Here is a 14,592-nt window from a genome sequence, read left to right on the forward strand (position 1 = left end):
ACTGGAGGGAAGTTCATGCACTTTTTTGAAACGTTAACAAGTACATATGATGTTTTTCTTAAAGGGATGTTATTAACATTCCAATTAACCTTTGTATCTGTTCTGATTGCGATTGTGATCGGTTTGTTTTTCGCTTTTCTCAAGATTTCCGGAATCAAGCCATTGGAACTTTTAGCGGATTTATATATTTTCGTTGTTCGTGGAACACCATTGATTGTTCAAATCTTTATTTTCTACTTCGGATTAACCTCATTAAATATCTCAGGCTTCTGGTCTGTCGTGATGGGCCTTGCTTTCCATAATGGTGCCTATATCGCCGAGATTTTCCGTGGAGCCATTCAATCCATCGATAAAGGACAAATGGAAGCGGGGCGGTCCCTGGGGATGTCTCTCGGATTGTCCATGAGAAGGATCATTTTACCCCAGGCATTCAGACGGGCCCTGCCGCCACTGGGCAATCAGTTCATCATTGCATTAAAGGACTCATCCCTAGCATCATTCATCGGGATGTTCGAATTGTTCAGTGTGGCAACGACGCTTGGTTCCAACAACTTCGATTACATGACCTACCTGCTCGTTGTAGCGATCTATTATCTGGTTCTGGTACTGGTATTCTCAACGATTGTCAATATCATAGAAAAACGGATGTCGGTCAGTGATTAATAAAGATGGGGGAGGGATGAGTATGAGTCAGGAAATGATTAAAGTTGAAAAATTAAATAAATCCTTTGGTGATTTACATGTATTGAAGGATATTGATATCAGCGTAAAGGAAAGTGATGTAGTTTGCCTCATTGGAGCCAGTGGATCAGGGAAGAGTACATTGCTCCGCTGCTTAAACTTCCTGGAACTGAAGGACAATGGAAAGGTTGTCATCGAAGGCGATGAAGTCAACCAGGATACACATGATTTAAATAAAATCCGTCAAAAAGTAGGAATGGTGTTTCAACATTTCTACCTTTTCCCTCACAAAACGGTCCTGGAAAATGTGATGGAAGCTCCGGTTTACGTCAAAGGGGTTCCGAAGGCGGAAGCAAAGAAGGATGCGAAAGAGCTATTAAAAAAGGTGGGACTTGGGGATAAGGAAAATGTGTATCCATCCAAGCTTTCCGGTGGACAGAAACAGCGTGTGGCCATTGCAAGGGCCCTTGCAATGAAGCCAGAAATCATGCTCTTCGATGAACCCACATCAGCACTGGACCCTGAATTGGTCGGAGAGGTTTTGGCTACCATGAAGGAGCTTGCTTTAGAGGGGATGACGATGGTCGTCGTGACCCACGAAATGGGGTTTGCCCGCGAGGTAGCCGATTGGGTCGTGTATATGCACGATGGCAGGATCGTGGAAGTGGGACCTCCACAGGAATTATTCAACGCTCCAAAAGAGCAGCGGACAAGAGAATTTCTGGATTCAGTTCTATAATGGTACGTATAAAAAGCCCGGAGTAAATTCCGGGCTTTTATTATGGGATATTAAGAATCATTTTTTCTTTATAAATAATAAGTAGACGCCGATTCCAATAATGATAATCGGCCAGAATTCCCATGCAGTCTCCACGTTACCTCCAATGAAGCCAAACCATCCCGCCACTTTGTCATAGAATAAGAGAATGATAGACAGGGTTAAAAAGAGCACCCCTTGAAATAGCCCTGCCCTTGTTTTCTGGTACCTGAGCAGAAAACCCAATGCAATGATCAGAATGAAAGTCCCCAGGTGATCCGGCCAGATTTCGAGTTTATTGACAACATGAAAGTGGAGACCGAATCCAACGAGGATCGTACCCGGTAATATCGCTTCATGATCTCTTCCTCCATATCCCTGTCCGAGAAAAGCCAGTCCAACAATTATCAATAAAGTAGGCCAAGTGAAGAACTCCTGAAACAGGACAATGTTCGCCTGCTGTAAGTAAAAGTATGCTCCAAAGCCGATTAAGATCATTCCTGGGAAAATTCTTTGTTGTTGTTTCATACTCTTCCTCCCGAATCTTTTTATGCTATATGTTTTAAATACTGTTTTTTCAGGGAAAATAATACATAATAATAAAAGTAAGCCGAGTTGTCTCGGCAAACAGGTGAAAAACCTTTCCATTACTTGATTCTTCAGGCTTGTTTTGGTACCCTACATTAGTAGGGAATGTCGAAATATAAAAGATTTTTTTAGAATTGAAAATGCTTTCATGTTCATTCTTTCTTAATCTTTAATGTATATGATGAAATGAATGTTTTGCAAGTACCGGAAGAAGCAGGCCTTCTTACCTTTATAAATGTATCATACTTAGGTTTCAATTTCTGTTCACATTTACGGGTTGGGAGCTTTTTAGGACATGTTATAATAAGAGTAATGATTTTAGTTGGGGGTGTAGTGCATAGCATGTATACAATAGTCGTTGGTTTGAATTACAAAACGGCCCCTGTTGAGATTCGTGAGCGTTTATCATTCAATGAAACTGATCTTCCTTTCGCTATGAAGGCTTTAAAGGAAAAGAAGAGCATTCTGGAAAATGTGATTGTTTCTACATGTAATAGAACGGAAGTCTATGCAGTAGTGGATCAGCTTCATACAGGTCGTTATTATATAAAAGATTTCTTATCTCAATGGTTCGATATAGATAAAGAGGAGTTCACGCCTTATCTTTTCATTTATGAACAAGAAGGAGCAGTCGAACACCTTTTTAAGGTTGCGTGCGGATTGAATTCAATGGTGTTGGGGGAAACCCAGATACTTGGACAGATTCGTTCAAGCTTCCTGAATGCACAGGAGTCAGGTGCGACTGGTACAGTATTTAATCATCTGTTCAAGCAGGCAGTGACGGTAGCAAAAAAGGGTCACTCTGAAACAGATATTGGTTCCAATGCTGTGTCTGTCAGCTATGCAGCCGTTGAATTGGCTAAAAAAGTATTCGGCAGCCTGGAGGGTAAGCATGTTCTTATTCTTGGTGCCGGTAAAATGGGCGAACTCGCCATTCAAAACCTTCATGGCAGTGGAGCCACTAAAGTGACGGTCATCAATCGTACGTTTGAAAAGGCTCAAACCTTGGCAGACCGTTTCAGTGGTAATGCGAAAACACTGAAGGAGCTTCAATGTGCCCTGGTAGAGGCGGATATTATGATCAGTTCCACCGGTGCAAAGGATTTTGTCATTACAAAAGAGATGATGTCACATGTGGAAAGCATGAGAAAGGGACGTCCTCTTTTCATGGTGGATATTGCGGTACCTCGTGACCTGGATCCTTCCATCGGAGAATTAGAGAGTGTCTTCCTTTATGATATCGACGATTTAGAAGGCATCGTTCAGGCGAATCTGGCTGAGCGTAAGAAAGCGGCTGAGGAAATCGAAATCATGATTGAAGCTGAAATTGTAGCTTTTAAAGAGTGGTTGAATATGCTTGGGGTCGTTCCGGTTATTTCAGCACTGCGACAAAAAGCACTCTCCATCCAAGCTGAAACGATGGAAAGCATCGAACGGAAAATGCCTGACTTAACTGATCGTGAGCGAAAAGTGTTAAATAAGCATACGAAGAGTATCATCAATCAGTTGTTGAAGGATCCGATCCTTCAAGCGAAGGAATTAGCCGGACTTCCTGATGCTGAAGATAAACTGGATTTATTCATCAATATCTTTAATATTGAACAACAAGTGCAAGAGCAGAAACAAGTGAAAGCAGCCAATGAAAAGACTGAGAGCGACCTTAAGCTTGTACCACAACCTTCTTTTCAAGCATAAGTGAGGTTATTGTCTATGTTTGAACAAACGATGACTAGGCTGCATGAACTTATGATTGTTCTGTATGCTATTAGTATTCTCTTTTACTTTATAGATTTCTTAAACAAAAACCGGAAGGCGAATCTGTTTGCCTTCTGGTTACTTGCGATTGTTTGGATCCTTCAAACAATCTTTTTATTTCTATACATGATGAATACAGGCAGGTTTCCGGTCCTCACCATCTTTGAGGGACTTTATTTTTATGCCTGGGTCCTCATCACCCTGTCACTTGTCATCAATCGATTATTAAGAGTCGACTTTACGGTGTTCTTCACAAATGTACTGGGATTCATCATCATGGCGATCCATACGTTTGCACCGGTACAGGTAGAGTCTCGGGCGATGGCTGAACAGCTCGTATCTGAGTTATTGCTGATTCATATTACGATGGCAATCCTTTCGTATGGGGCATTTTCACTATCCTTTGTGTTTTCCTTGCTTTACCTCCTGCAATTTAAACTATTGAAGGAGAAAAAATGGGGACAAAGGTTATGGCGGATCAGCGATTTGTCCAAACTTGAAAAGATTTCATATATATCCAACTCCATTGGTGTAGCCATGCTTCTATTGAGCTTGATACTGGGGCTGCAATGGGCTTACATCAAACTGCCGGAATTCCTATGGTATGATCCAAAAATAGTAGGTTCATTCATTCTATTAATTTTATATAGTAGTTATTTATATCTTCGCATTAAAAAGAACATATTTGGTAAATCTTTAGCTTTTCTTAATGTTGCAGCCTTTTTGATCATTTTAATTAACTTTTTCCTGGGCAGTAGGTTGTCTTCATTTCATTTCTGGTATTCATAAGTTTTCAGGAGGTCATTATGAGAAAAATCATTGTTGGATCGAGACGAAGTAAATTAGCACTGACACAAACGAATTGGGTGATCAATCAGTTGAAAGCACTGGATCCCTCTTACGAATTCGAAGTGAAGGAAATCGTAACAAAAGGGGACCAAATCCTTGATGTCACCCTGTCAAAAGTCGGCGGAAAAGGCTTGTTTGTAAAAGAAATTGAACAAGCGATGATGGATAAAGAGATCGATATGGCCGTTCACAGTATGAAAGACATGCCTGCGGTCTTACCTGAAGGATTGACCATAGGATGTATCCCGATTCGCGAGGATCACCGTGATGCGTTCATCAGTAAAAATCATGTGGCGCTTAAAGACTTACCTGGCGGTGCCATCATAGGAACGAGCAGTCTGCGCAGAGGGGCACAAATTTTATCCGTTCGTCCAGATCTTGAAATCAAATGGATCCGTGGAAATATCGATACTCGCTTATCGAAGCTTAAAAATGAAGATTACGACGCGATCATCCTTGCAGCGGCAGGGTTATCACGTATGGGCTGGACATCAGATGTTGTAACGGAATTCCTTGATCCAGACCTTTGCCTGCCTGCAGTCGGGCAAGGTGCGTTATCCATTGAATGCAGGGAAGATGATTCTGAGCTGTTGGAGCTCCTTCAGAAATTTGCATGTGAAGAGACGACTGAGACCGTCACGGCAGAAAGAGCTTTCCTTCATAAAATGGAAGGCGGATGTCAGGTGCCGATTGCAGGGTTTGCTGAGCTGAAAGACAATGGGGACGTAGCTTTAACGGGACTTGTAGCTTCACCTGATGGGAAAACGATTTATAAAGAATACATGATGGGTCAAGATCCTCAGCAAGTAGGGGAAAAAGTCGCTGAAAGCTTAACAGACCTGGGAGCCAAGGCTTTGATTGATCAGGTGAAAGAGGAGCTAGATCAATAATGAAGGGTAAAGGGCCTTTAGAAAACATAAAGGTTTTGATTACTCGCGGAAGTGAGGGATCCAGTGAAACGGCTTCCCTCATCGAAGACGTGGGAGGGGTTCCGATTGTGGTGCCGCTCCTTCATTTTCAACCTCATGAAGATGAGTGGGAAACGAATCTTCACTCAACCATACATACGTACGAATGGATTATTTTCACCAGCAAAAATGGAGTAAAGTTCTTTCTTCAAGCATTGAAACGATTACAGCTCGATTTATCTTCTTTTTCCGGGAAGTTTGCTGCAGTCGGAAGTAAAACAGAACACTATTGCAGGATATATGGAATACCTGTTTCCTTCGTGCCTGAGCATTTTACAGGGGATGCCTTTGCAGACGAATTCATTTCGAAAGTGAAGCCTTCAGGCGACGTCCTGATCCCAAAAGGGAACCTGGCAAGAAACGTCATTGCTTCAGAGCTGGCCACTGCAGGGGTGTCCTGTCGGGAATGGATCGTCTATGAAACCGTCCTTCCACAAGGGTGCATCGGTCAGTTGAAGGACGTCATTGAAGAAGAGATACCTGATATCATTACGTTTACCAGCTCATCAACGGTCCATCATTTTATGAAGGTGGTCGATCAGTACAACCTCTATGATAATATTAGGGACATACCCATTGCCTGCATTGGTCCCATTACAAAAAATACGGCTGAAAAGTACGGATTATATGTAAAAATCTGTCCGGGCATTTATACTGTAAATGAAATGGTAAACGAAATGAAAGAATTTATCACGAATAGATCATCAAAATAAAGCTTTATTTACTTAGGAGGTCTACACATGAAAGATCTGCAATTTAACCGTCACCGCCGCCTGCGTCAATCAGATCATATGCGTGCGTTAGTAAGGGAAACTCATTTAAGAAAAGAAGATTTAATTTATCCACTATTTGTAGTGGAAGGGGAAAATATTAAGAATGTTGTTCCTTCCATGCCGGGGGTTTTTCACATTTCCCTGGATAACTTAAAAGCGGAAATGGATGAAATGGTTTCCTTAGGTATCAAATCCATCATTTTATTCGGTGTTCCGGCTGAAAAAGATGAGGCAGGAACACAAGCGTATCATGACCACGGAATCGTCCAAAGAGCAACCCGATTTGTGAAGGAACATTATCCTGAGCTGGTCGTCATTGCCGATACTTGTTTATGTCAATATACGAGCCACGGACATTGTGGAATCGTAAAAGATGGAAAAGTGCTGAATGATCCCACGCTTGATCTTTTAGCAAAAACGGCGGTCAGCCAGGTTGAAGCAGGAGCTGACATCATTGCTCCTTCCAATATGATGGATGGATTCGTTGCAGCGATCCGTCACGGATTGGACGAGGCCGGCTATCATGATGTGCCGATCATGTCATATGCCGTTAAGTATTCCTCAAGCTTCTATGGACCATTCCGAGATGCAGCACACTCTACACCGCAATTCGGAGATCGCAGAACGTATCAGATGGATCCTGCCAATCGCCTCGAAGCGTTAAGAGAAGCACAATCGGATATAGAAGAAGGCGCAGACTTCTTAATTGTCAAACCTGCCCTTTCCTATTTAGATATCATGCGGGAAGTGAAAGACCGCTTTAATGCACCGGTTGTCGCTTATAACGTGAGTGGGGAATACAGCATGGTGAAAGCAGCGGCTCAAAACGGCTGGGTAAACGAACAGGAAATCGTAATGGAAAAACTGACAAGCATGAAACGTGCGGGTGCAGATCTTATTATTACGTATTTCGCAAAAGATGTAGCGAATTGGTTATCCTAATTGGTGGAAAGTTCCTGTAAGGATGACTGAAAGATCACTAAAGGAGGAAACCGGAATGCGCTCATATGAGAAATCGAAGCAAGCGTTTAAAGAAGCAGTAAAACTGATGCCTGGCGGAGTTAATAGTCCTGTACGGGCATTCAAATCAGTAAAGATGGATCCTATTTTCATGGAAAGAGGAAAAGGTGCCAAAATTTACGATATCGATGGAAATGAATATATTGACTATGTTCTATCGTGGGGACCACTCATTCTCGGTCACAGCAATGACCGCGTGGTGGAGTCCATCAAAAAAGTAGCGGAAAACGGGACAAGCTTCGGAGCCCCTACAGAGATTGAAAACAAACTTGCCGAACTAGTCATTGAAAGAGTTCCTAGTATCGAAGTGGTCCGTATGGTGTCCTCAGGTACGGAGGCGACGATGAGTGCCCTGCGTCTTGCGCGTGGATACACTGGACGCAATAAAATCATCAAGTTCGAAGGCTGCTACCACGGTCATGGAGACTCCTTATTAATCAAGGCAGGATCAGGCGTTGCGACTCTTGGGTTGCCGGACAGCCCTGGTGTACCTGAAGGCGTGGCAAAGAATACGATTACGGTACCTTATAATGACTTGGAAAGCATCCGTTATGCCTTTGAACAATTCGGTGATGACATCGCGGGCGTGATCGTAGAACCTGTTGCCGGCAATATGGGTGTCGTTCCTCCTCAGCCCGGCTTCCTTGAGGGCCTTCGTGAAATAACGGAAAATCATGGTTCTCTGCTGATATTTGATGAAGTCATGACTGGATTCCGCGTCGGATACGGATGTGCCCAAGGCTACTACAATGTAACCCCGGACTTAACTTGTTTAGGTAAAGTCATTGGTGGAGGCCTGCCTGTAGGTGCATACGGCGGTAAAGCTGAAATCATGGAAAGAATCGCTCCAAGCGGTCCGATTTATCAAGCCGGAACCCTATCCGGAAATCCGTTGGCCATGACGGCAGGATACGAAACCCTGAGCCAGCTGACACCTGAAACGTACACAGAGTTCGCACGGAAAGCAGACCTGTTGGAAGAGGGCTTAAAGAAAGCGGCAGAAAAGCATAACATCCCTCATAGAATCAATCGTGCCGGTTCCATGATCGGGATCTTCTTCACGAATGAAGAAGTAACCAACTACGAAGGTGCGAAATCATCAGATTTAGAGATGTTTGCCGATTACTATCGTGAAATGGCCCATGAAGGTGTATTCTTACCACCTTCCCAATTCGAAGGACTATTCTTATCGACAGCACACACAGATGATGATATTGAAAAGACCCTCGAAGCAGCGGAAAAAGCGTTTGAAAAGATTAGTAAGAAGTAATGATGGTAGCCGATCCTTTTTATGGGGATCGGCTATTTATATTCGTTTTCCTATCATATTCCTCCTTTTCGGTTCATAAAGTGATAATGGCATTGTTTACTATTTCTTTGTTTGGAACCTGAAAGGAGGAATTTCTTTGTCACAAGAACAACAATCGTGTTTGCGATTTTCCTTGGAAGAATCAATTTGGTTTAAAAAAGGACAGGAAGTTGAAGAATTGCTATCTATCTCCTTAGATCCTCATATAACGATACAAGAGCAAGAGCAGTATGTACTTATCAGAGGAAGCCTTGATCTATCCGGTGAATATTTACCAACCTCACCGAGGGACGATGAAGAGGATGAGTTTGAAACGGGAGGTAAGTTTGTCCAAATAGTTGAAAAGAGGGAAAAAGGTGAGTATGAATTTGTTCACCGTTTCCCGGTCGATGTGACGATCCCGAAAAATAGAATTGCCAATCTGGGCGATATCGATGTGTTCGTTGAGTCTTTCGACTACATGGTTCCTGAGAATGCCTGTCTAAAATTGAATGCCGATTTAACGATTACAGGAATCTATGGAGAACAGCAGACGCATACTCCTCTTGAAGCTGAATTCAGCAGAGAGGAAGATTATGAGCCGCTTTACCGTTCGAGTGCAGTTGCTGAAGTAGAAGTGGATACAACAGAGGAAGATGTAGAGACAGAAGAAGAACAAGAAGAAAGAGAAGAAGTATACGAGTATGAGAACTACGACGTCGAGGATTTAACGGCAAACGTTGAAGAGCAGGAGGAAGAAGAGGATACTGAAGACGACGAGTACCAGCCGTTTAATCTGGAAGGACGGACACCGCCATCTGAAGAAGACGATGAGATACCCGTACAGATTCAATACGATGCTCACCCTGCCCATACCTATGAGGAAAATTATTACCGAAAAGAAAACGTGTTTGAAATGCCACAACATGAACTGAGCGAGTCATCTGAAGAACAGCCGGCTGCACCAAAGGCTGCCTACACACCGCCTCCTAAATATAAACACCAGGAGGAGGAGGAAGAGTCCTCTTCATCATCCGCAGTGGAAGCAGAAATGGAAGATAGCGGTGAAGAGAAGGATGAAAAGAAAAAGACAAAAGGTAAAAAGAAATATGAGAGCATCTCCCTTACCGATTTCTTTGCGAGAAAAGAAGAGGAAAGGGGTGCGACATTAAGGGTATGCATTGTTCAAGAGGGAGAGACGCTGGATTATATCGCAGAAAAGTATGATCTAACCATTCCTCAGCTATTGAGGGTCAATCAACTTGAAGCCAATCAAGACGTTTATGTAGGGCAGGTTCTATATATTCCGAAAAGCGAATTTGTCTTCAAGGGTTAAAGGCATATAGCAAAGTCGCTCCCATCTGGGTAGAGCGCAATTGCAATAAAGAAGAAACTGCGGGGCTGACACCAAATTCATTGGAGTTAGTCCGTTTTTTTTTAGAAAAGTAATCTTAGAAGGTGAGAGGTATGGTACAAACGCTGGAGGGATTAAAGCCTGTCTTACAACCTTATGGTGTCGAACCCCATTTTGTTGAGAATTACGGGAAGATTTCCAAAGTATTCTCCAATAAAGGGACACTTGCTGTGAAGCAGCTGCCTGCCCAAACTGGAGTTGATTTTGTCAGGAATGTACAAATGTTGTTTCAAAGGGGCTATAACCGGATTGTTCCGATCTATCCGACATTGGATGGGCGCTATGCAGTGTGGAATGATGGGCAGTTATATTATGTGATGCCCTGGCTCTTAAACCAGGAAAGGGAAGATCAATTTGAAAAGCATCAGAAAATGTTCCGGGAATTGGCAAGGCTTCATACTCTCTCCTCTCAAGAAGTAAAGATTGATAAAGAAGAGAGAGAATCTCATTATGAGCAGCTGACATCCAGGTGGGATAAAGAACAGCAGTTTCTCGATGAGTATGTGGAAGCATGTGAAAGGACAACATATATGTCTCCTTTTCAATTCCATTTTTGTATGTACTATAAGGACGCTTCCCAAGCTCTGAAATTTTCCCGGAAAATGCTGGATGAATGGTATGAGGATACAAAGGATCTTGAGAAGGTCAGAACGGTCATTACACATGGAAAGGTATCGACGGAGCATTTTTTATTCGACGAAAGAGGCATGGGGTATTTTCACAACTTTGAGAACTCAAAGATGGCATCACCGTTCCATGACCTGCTGCCGTTTTTGTCCAGAACATTGAAAACCTATCCTAAGTATTATGAGGAATGTATCGAGTGGCTCACCACGTATTTTCAGCATTTTACCGTCCGTAATGAGGAGCGGCTCCTGTTCATGAGCTATTTAGCTTATCCAAGCTCTGTCATCGCCGTGGTGGAAAAGTATTTTCATACAGTGAAGGACAAACGGAATGAACGGAAATCCCTTAAGAAACTGCAACGGCATTACTGGCTTCTGAAAAACACGGAATATGTGGTCATGCGTTTAGATGAAATGGAAAAAAAGAAGCAGGAGCAGGAGGCCGAGGCAGAATAAAAAAAAGGACTGGCGAAGTCCACTTTTCGTCAGTCCATTAAATCCAATCAAAATAAATGGCAAGGCCGATACCGATAAACAGAGTTAATAGAAGGACATCAAAAGTGGTGGGAAGCAAAATGGTCCGGACACCTTGAAAGATGGTAAAGGGTATGATGAATTGTTTACATATTAACCGGGCGTTCCCCATCCATTTCTGCATGGTGTATTGATTGATCTTCTTCATATTCGTCCACTCACTTTCCTGGGTATATTCACTACTTTATTCTATGAAATGAGAAAAAGAATGGTGCCTGAGTAGGCGAAATGAATATTTTTATGAAAAATTGGCGATAATGATTGACGAAAGTTTATCTTTTCCGATACTATAATGAGTAAATAAATAATACTTAAAAGCAATGAACAGGAAGAGTACATTGATCCTTACTTTCAGAGAGGAAAATCGTTAGCTGAGAGATTTTCTACGTTAAGACAATGGAAGGTCGCCTGAAGAGCTGTTTCTATGAATTTCAGTAGTAGAAGCCGGTTAAAAGCCGTTATGATCGTCGAGAGTTCAGGAGGCTTATTTCTCCTGAGAAAAAAGGTGGTACCGCGAATGGAATCCTTCGTCCTTTTCACAGGACGGGGGATTTTTTTATTTTTTTAGAAAAGTGTAGTGATTCGCACTACTATAGGAGGAAAACAAATGGAAACTCAAGATCAGCAATTATCTATGCCGACAAAATATGATCCAAATGCCATTGAGCAGGGCCGATACAAATGGTGGCTGGAAGGTAAATATTTCGAAGCCAAAAGTGATAAGGAGAAGGAGCCATACACAATTGTCATTCCTCCTCCGAACGTAACAGGAAAACTTCATCTTGGTCATGCTTGGGACACTACACTGCAAGATATCCTGACTAGAATGAAGCGTATGCAGGGATACGATGTATTATGGCTGCCGGGTATGGACCATGCCGGGATTGCGACACAGGCGAAAGTGGATGAAAAACTTCGCAATCAAGGCATTTCACGCTATGACTTAGGCCGTGAAAAGTTCGTAGAAGAAACATGGAAATGGAAAGAAGAATATGCTGAGCATATCCGTCAGCAATGGTCTAAGGTTGGATTAGGCCTGGATTATAGCCGTGAGCGTTTCACGCTGGACGAAGGCTTATCGGAAGCTGTACAAAAGGTATTTGTAGACCTTTATAACAAAGGCCTGATTTACCGTGGTGAATACATCATCAACTGGGACCCGGCAACGAAAACGGCCCTCTCAGACATTGAGGTTATTCATCTGGATGTACAAGGTGCATTCTATCATATGAGATATCCGTTGGCTGATGGAAGTGGTCACATAGAAATTGCCACAACACGTCCAGAAACGATGCTTGGTGATACGGCCGTTGCGGTTCACCCGGAAGATGATCGCTACAAACATTTAATCGGCAAAACCGTTACCCTTCCAATTGTAGGACGGGAAATTCCGATTGTAGGAGATGACTACGTTGATATGGAATTCGGTTCCGGTGCAGTGAAAATAACGCCTGCTCACGATCCGAATGACTTCGAAATCGGTAATCGTCACAACTTAGAACGCGTTCTTGTGATGAACGAAGACGGAACGATGAATGACAAGGCGGATAAATACCAAGGCATGGATCGCTTTAAGTGCCGCAAAGAAATTGTAAAGGACCTGCAAGAAGCGGGAGTTCTATTCAGAATTGAAGAGCACATGCATTCAGTCGGTCACTCAGAAAGAAGTGGAGCAGTGGTTGAGCCTTATCTTTCGACTCAGTGGTTCGTTAAGATGGATCCTCTGGCAGAAGAAGCGGTTAAACTTCAGCAGGAAGAGAACAAAGTCAACTTTGTACCTGACCGCTTTGAGACGTCTTACCTGCGCTGGATGGAAAACACGCGTGACTGGTGTATTTCCCGTCAGCTTTGGTGGGGACATCGCATCCCGGCCTGGTATCATAAAGAAACAGGCGAAATCTATGTAAACAACGATGCACCGGAAGACATCGAAAACTGGACACAAGAAGAGGATGTACTGGATACTTGGTTCAGTTCAGCTCTATGGCCGTTTTCAACGATGGGCTGGCCTGATCTGGATGCGGAAGATTTTAAACGCTATTATCCAACGAATACACTTGTGACCGGCTATGACATTATCGGCTTCTGGGTATCGCGCATGATTTTCCAAGGACTGGAATTCACAGGGGAGCGACCATTTAAAGACGTACTGATTCACGGTCTTGTTCGGGATGCAGATGGACGCAAGATGAGTAAGTCATTAGGCAATGGTGTAGATCCGATGGATGTCATCGAAAAGTACGGTGCCGATTCCCTTCGCTACTTCCTGTCTACAGGCAGCTCCCCGGGGCAGGATTTACGATTCTCCTTTGAGAAAGTAGAATCTGTTTGGAACTTTGCGAATAAGATTTGGAATGCATCACGCTTCGCCCTTATGAACATGGACGGAATGACGTATGACGAAATCGATCTTTCCGGTGAAAAATCAGTTGCGGATAAATGGATTCTTACCCGTTTAAATGAAACGATCGAGACCGTGACACGATTAGCCGATCGATATGAATTTGGTGAAGTGGGACGCGTTCTTTACAACTTCATCTGGGATGATTTCTGTGATTGGTATATTGAAATGGCGAAATTGCCTCTATATGGAGAGGATGAAGCGGCTAAGAAAACGACCCGTTCGATTCTGGCCCATGTACTCGACAACACAATGAGACTTTTACACCCATTCATGCCGTTTATTACCGAGGAAATATGGCAGAACTTGCCGCATCAAGGCGAATCCATTACTGTAGCTGCATGGCCGACGGTTCAAGATGAACTTACAGACGAAGCGGCAGCAGAAGAGATGAAGCTGCTCGTTGACATCATTCGTGCTGTACGTAATGTACGTGCTGAGGTAAACACTCCGATGAGCAAGCAGATCAACTTGATGCTGAAGGCAAAAGATGCACACACCCTGACGATCATCGAGAAGAACAAAGCGTATATTGAAAAATTCTGTAATCCAGAGAAGCTTGAAATGGGTACAGATTTAGAAACTCCAGATAAAGCGATGACGGCGGTTGTAACAGGTGTAGACTTATTCCTTCCACTAGAAGGATTAATCAACATCGAAGAAGAAATTGCCCGTCTTCAAAAAGAACTGGAGAAGTGGACGAAAGAAGTTTCCCGCGTTCAAGGCAAATTAAACAACGAAAAATTTGTGAGCAAGGCGCCTCAAAATGTAGTGGATGAGGAAAAAGCAAAAGAAAAAGATTATTTAGAGAAACAAGCGACTGTTAAAGCAAGAATCGAAGAGCTTAAATCACTATAATCTTTTGAACAGAGGATAAAAAGAGGGCTTTAGAATCGGGTCTGATTGTTAAGGTTGAGGGGATGCATGAAGGTTTTTCT

At 43.0% G+C, this 14,592-nt stretch carries 13 protein-coding genes and 1 other annotated feature; of the genes, 11 read left to right on the forward strand and 2 right to left on the reverse strand.

The genetic code is table 11. The annotated features are described in order from the left end of the window. Nucleotides 1–15: 15 nt before the first annotated feature. Complete coding sequence (locus ACQKFO_RS00325) at nt 16–663, forward strand: amino acid ABC transporter permease (RefSeq protein WP_148969847.1); 648 nt, start codon at nt 16–18, stop codon at nt 661–663. A gap of 22 nt (nt 664–685) precedes the next feature. After that, nucleotides 686–1,420 (forward strand): amino acid ABC transporter ATP-binding protein, encoded by a 735-nt coding sequence (locus ACQKFO_RS00330; protein ID WP_427596386.1) that lies wholly within the window; start codon nt 686–688, stop codon nt 1,418–1,420. Between the two features lie 57 nt (nt 1,421–1,477). Here the strand turns inward: ACQKFO_RS00330 and ACQKFO_RS00335 are convergent, their stop codons facing one another. Further along, entirely contained in the window at nt 1,478–1,966 is a 489-nt protein-coding gene (locus ACQKFO_RS00335; RefSeq protein ID WP_427596387.1) for a LiaI-LiaF-like domain-containing protein, read from the reverse strand. 402 nt (nt 1,967–2,368) lie between these two features. Here ACQKFO_RS00335 and hemA point away from each other — a divergent pair, with 402 nt between their 5' ends. From hemA to ysxE, 8 genes are all read left to right on the forward strand, one after another. Further along, nucleotides 2,369–3,721, forward strand: coding sequence for a glutamyl-tRNA reductase (hemA, locus tag ACQKFO_RS00340; RefSeq protein WP_427596388.1), 1,353 nt, complete (start codon nt 2,369–2,371; stop codon nt 3,719–3,721). Between the two features lie 15 nt (nt 3,722–3,736). Then, the gene (gene ccsA / locus ACQKFO_RS00345) at nt 3,737–4,570 is read left to right on the forward strand and encodes a cytochrome c biogenesis protein CcsA (RefSeq protein WP_427596389.1); all 834 of its coding nucleotides are present in this window, start codon (nt 3,737–3,739) and stop codon (nt 4,568–4,570) included. Nucleotides 4,571–4,587: 17 nt separating this feature from the next. Beyond that, nucleotides 4,588–5,520, forward strand: coding sequence for a hydroxymethylbilane synthase (hemC, locus tag ACQKFO_RS00350; RefSeq protein ID WP_427596390.1), 933 nt, complete (start codon nt 4,588–4,590; stop codon nt 5,518–5,520). Next, the gene (locus ACQKFO_RS00355; protein WP_427596391.1) at nt 5,520–6,311 is read left to right on the forward strand and encodes a uroporphyrinogen-III synthase; all 792 of its coding nucleotides are present in this window, start codon (nt 5,520–5,522) and stop codon (nt 6,309–6,311) included. Before hemC ends, ACQKFO_RS00355 begins: the two co-directional genes overlap by 1 nt. A 27-nt stretch (nt 6,312–6,338) precedes the next feature. After that, nucleotides 6,339–7,313 (forward strand): porphobilinogen synthase, encoded by a 975-nt coding sequence (hemB, locus tag ACQKFO_RS00360; protein WP_427596392.1) that lies wholly within the window; start codon nt 6,339–6,341, stop codon nt 7,311–7,313. A 55-nt stretch (nt 7,314–7,368) separates the two neighbouring features. After that, nucleotides 7,369–8,661, forward strand: coding sequence for a glutamate-1-semialdehyde 2,1-aminomutase (gene hemL, locus ACQKFO_RS00365; protein WP_427596393.1), 1,293 nt, complete (start codon nt 7,369–7,371; stop codon nt 8,659–8,661). A 136-nt stretch (nt 8,662–8,797) separates the two neighbouring features. After that, complete coding sequence (spoVID, locus tag ACQKFO_RS00370) at nt 8,798–10,015, forward strand: stage VI sporulation protein D (protein ID WP_427596394.1); 1,218 nt, start codon at nt 8,798–8,800, stop codon at nt 10,013–10,015. Nucleotides 10,016–10,146: 131 nt separating this feature from the next. Next, nucleotides 10,147–11,175: a spore coat protein YsxE gene (gene ysxE, locus ACQKFO_RS00375; protein WP_427596395.1), complete on the forward strand. Its 1,029-nt coding sequence runs from the start codon at nt 10,147–10,149 to the stop codon at nt 11,173–11,175. Nucleotides 11,176–11,212: 37 nt separating this feature from the next. Here ysxE and ACQKFO_RS00380 read toward each other — a convergent pair whose 3' ends face one another. Beyond that, entirely contained in the window at nt 11,213–11,401 is a 189-nt protein-coding gene (locus ACQKFO_RS00380) for a hypothetical protein (RefSeq protein WP_044339496.1), read from the reverse strand. A gap of 163 nt (nt 11,402–11,564) precedes the next feature. Then, nucleotides 11,565–11,791, forward strand: a binding site (T-box leader). 69 nt (nt 11,792–11,860) lie between these two features. Here ACQKFO_RS00380 and ACQKFO_RS00385 point away from each other — a divergent pair. Then, complete coding sequence (locus tag ACQKFO_RS00385) at nt 11,861–14,512, forward strand: valine--tRNA ligase (RefSeq protein WP_427596396.1); 2,652 nt, start codon at nt 11,861–11,863, stop codon at nt 14,510–14,512. The last annotated feature ends 80 nt before the right edge of the window (nt 14,513–14,592 follow it).

The organism is Rossellomorea sp. NPDC071047 (genome assembly GCF_050270195.1).
Taxonomy (GTDB): domain Bacteria; phylum Bacillota; class Bacilli; order Bacillales; family Bacillaceae_B; genus Rossellomorea.

Bases quoted from the DNA above. Each gene is read 5' to 3' on its own strand.
- ACQKFO_RS00325 (WP_148969847.1), top strand. From the start codon at position 16: ATGCACTTTTTTGAAACGTTAACAAGTACATATGATGTTTTTCTTAAA.
- ACQKFO_RS00330 (WP_427596386.1), top strand. From the start codon at position 686: ATGAGTCAGGAAATGATTAAAGTTGAAAAATTAAATAAATCCTTTGGT.
- ACQKFO_RS00335 (WP_427596387.1), bottom strand. From the start codon at position 1,966: ATGAAACAACAACAAAGAATTTTCCCAGGAATGATCTTAATCGGCTTT.
- hemA (WP_427596388.1), top strand. From the start codon at position 2,369: ATGTATACAATAGTCGTTGGTTTGAATTACAAAACGGCCCCTGTTGAG.
- ccsA (WP_427596389.1), top strand. From the start codon at position 3,737: ATGTTTGAACAAACGATGACTAGGCTGCATGAACTTATGATTGTTCTG.
- hemC (WP_427596390.1), top strand. From the start codon at position 4,588: ATGAGAAAAATCATTGTTGGATCGAGACGAAGTAAATTAGCACTGACA.
- ACQKFO_RS00355 (WP_427596391.1), top strand. From the start codon at position 5,520: ATGAAGGGTAAAGGGCCTTTAGAAAACATAAAGGTTTTGATTACTCGC.
- hemB (WP_427596392.1), top strand. From the start codon at position 6,339: ATGAAAGATCTGCAATTTAACCGTCACCGCCGCCTGCGTCAATCAGAT.
- hemL (WP_427596393.1), top strand. From the start codon at position 7,369: ATGCGCTCATATGAGAAATCGAAGCAAGCGTTTAAAGAAGCAGTAAAA.
- ysxE (WP_427596395.1), top strand. From the start codon at position 10,147: ATGGTACAAACGCTGGAGGGATTAAAGCCTGTCTTACAACCTTATGGT.
- ACQKFO_RS00380 (WP_044339496.1), bottom strand. From the start codon at position 11,401: ATGAAGAAGATCAATCAATACACCATGCAGAAATGGATGGGGAACGCC.
- ACQKFO_RS00385 (WP_427596396.1), top strand. From the start codon at position 11,861: ATGGAAACTCAAGATCAGCAATTATCTATGCCGACAAAATATGATCCA.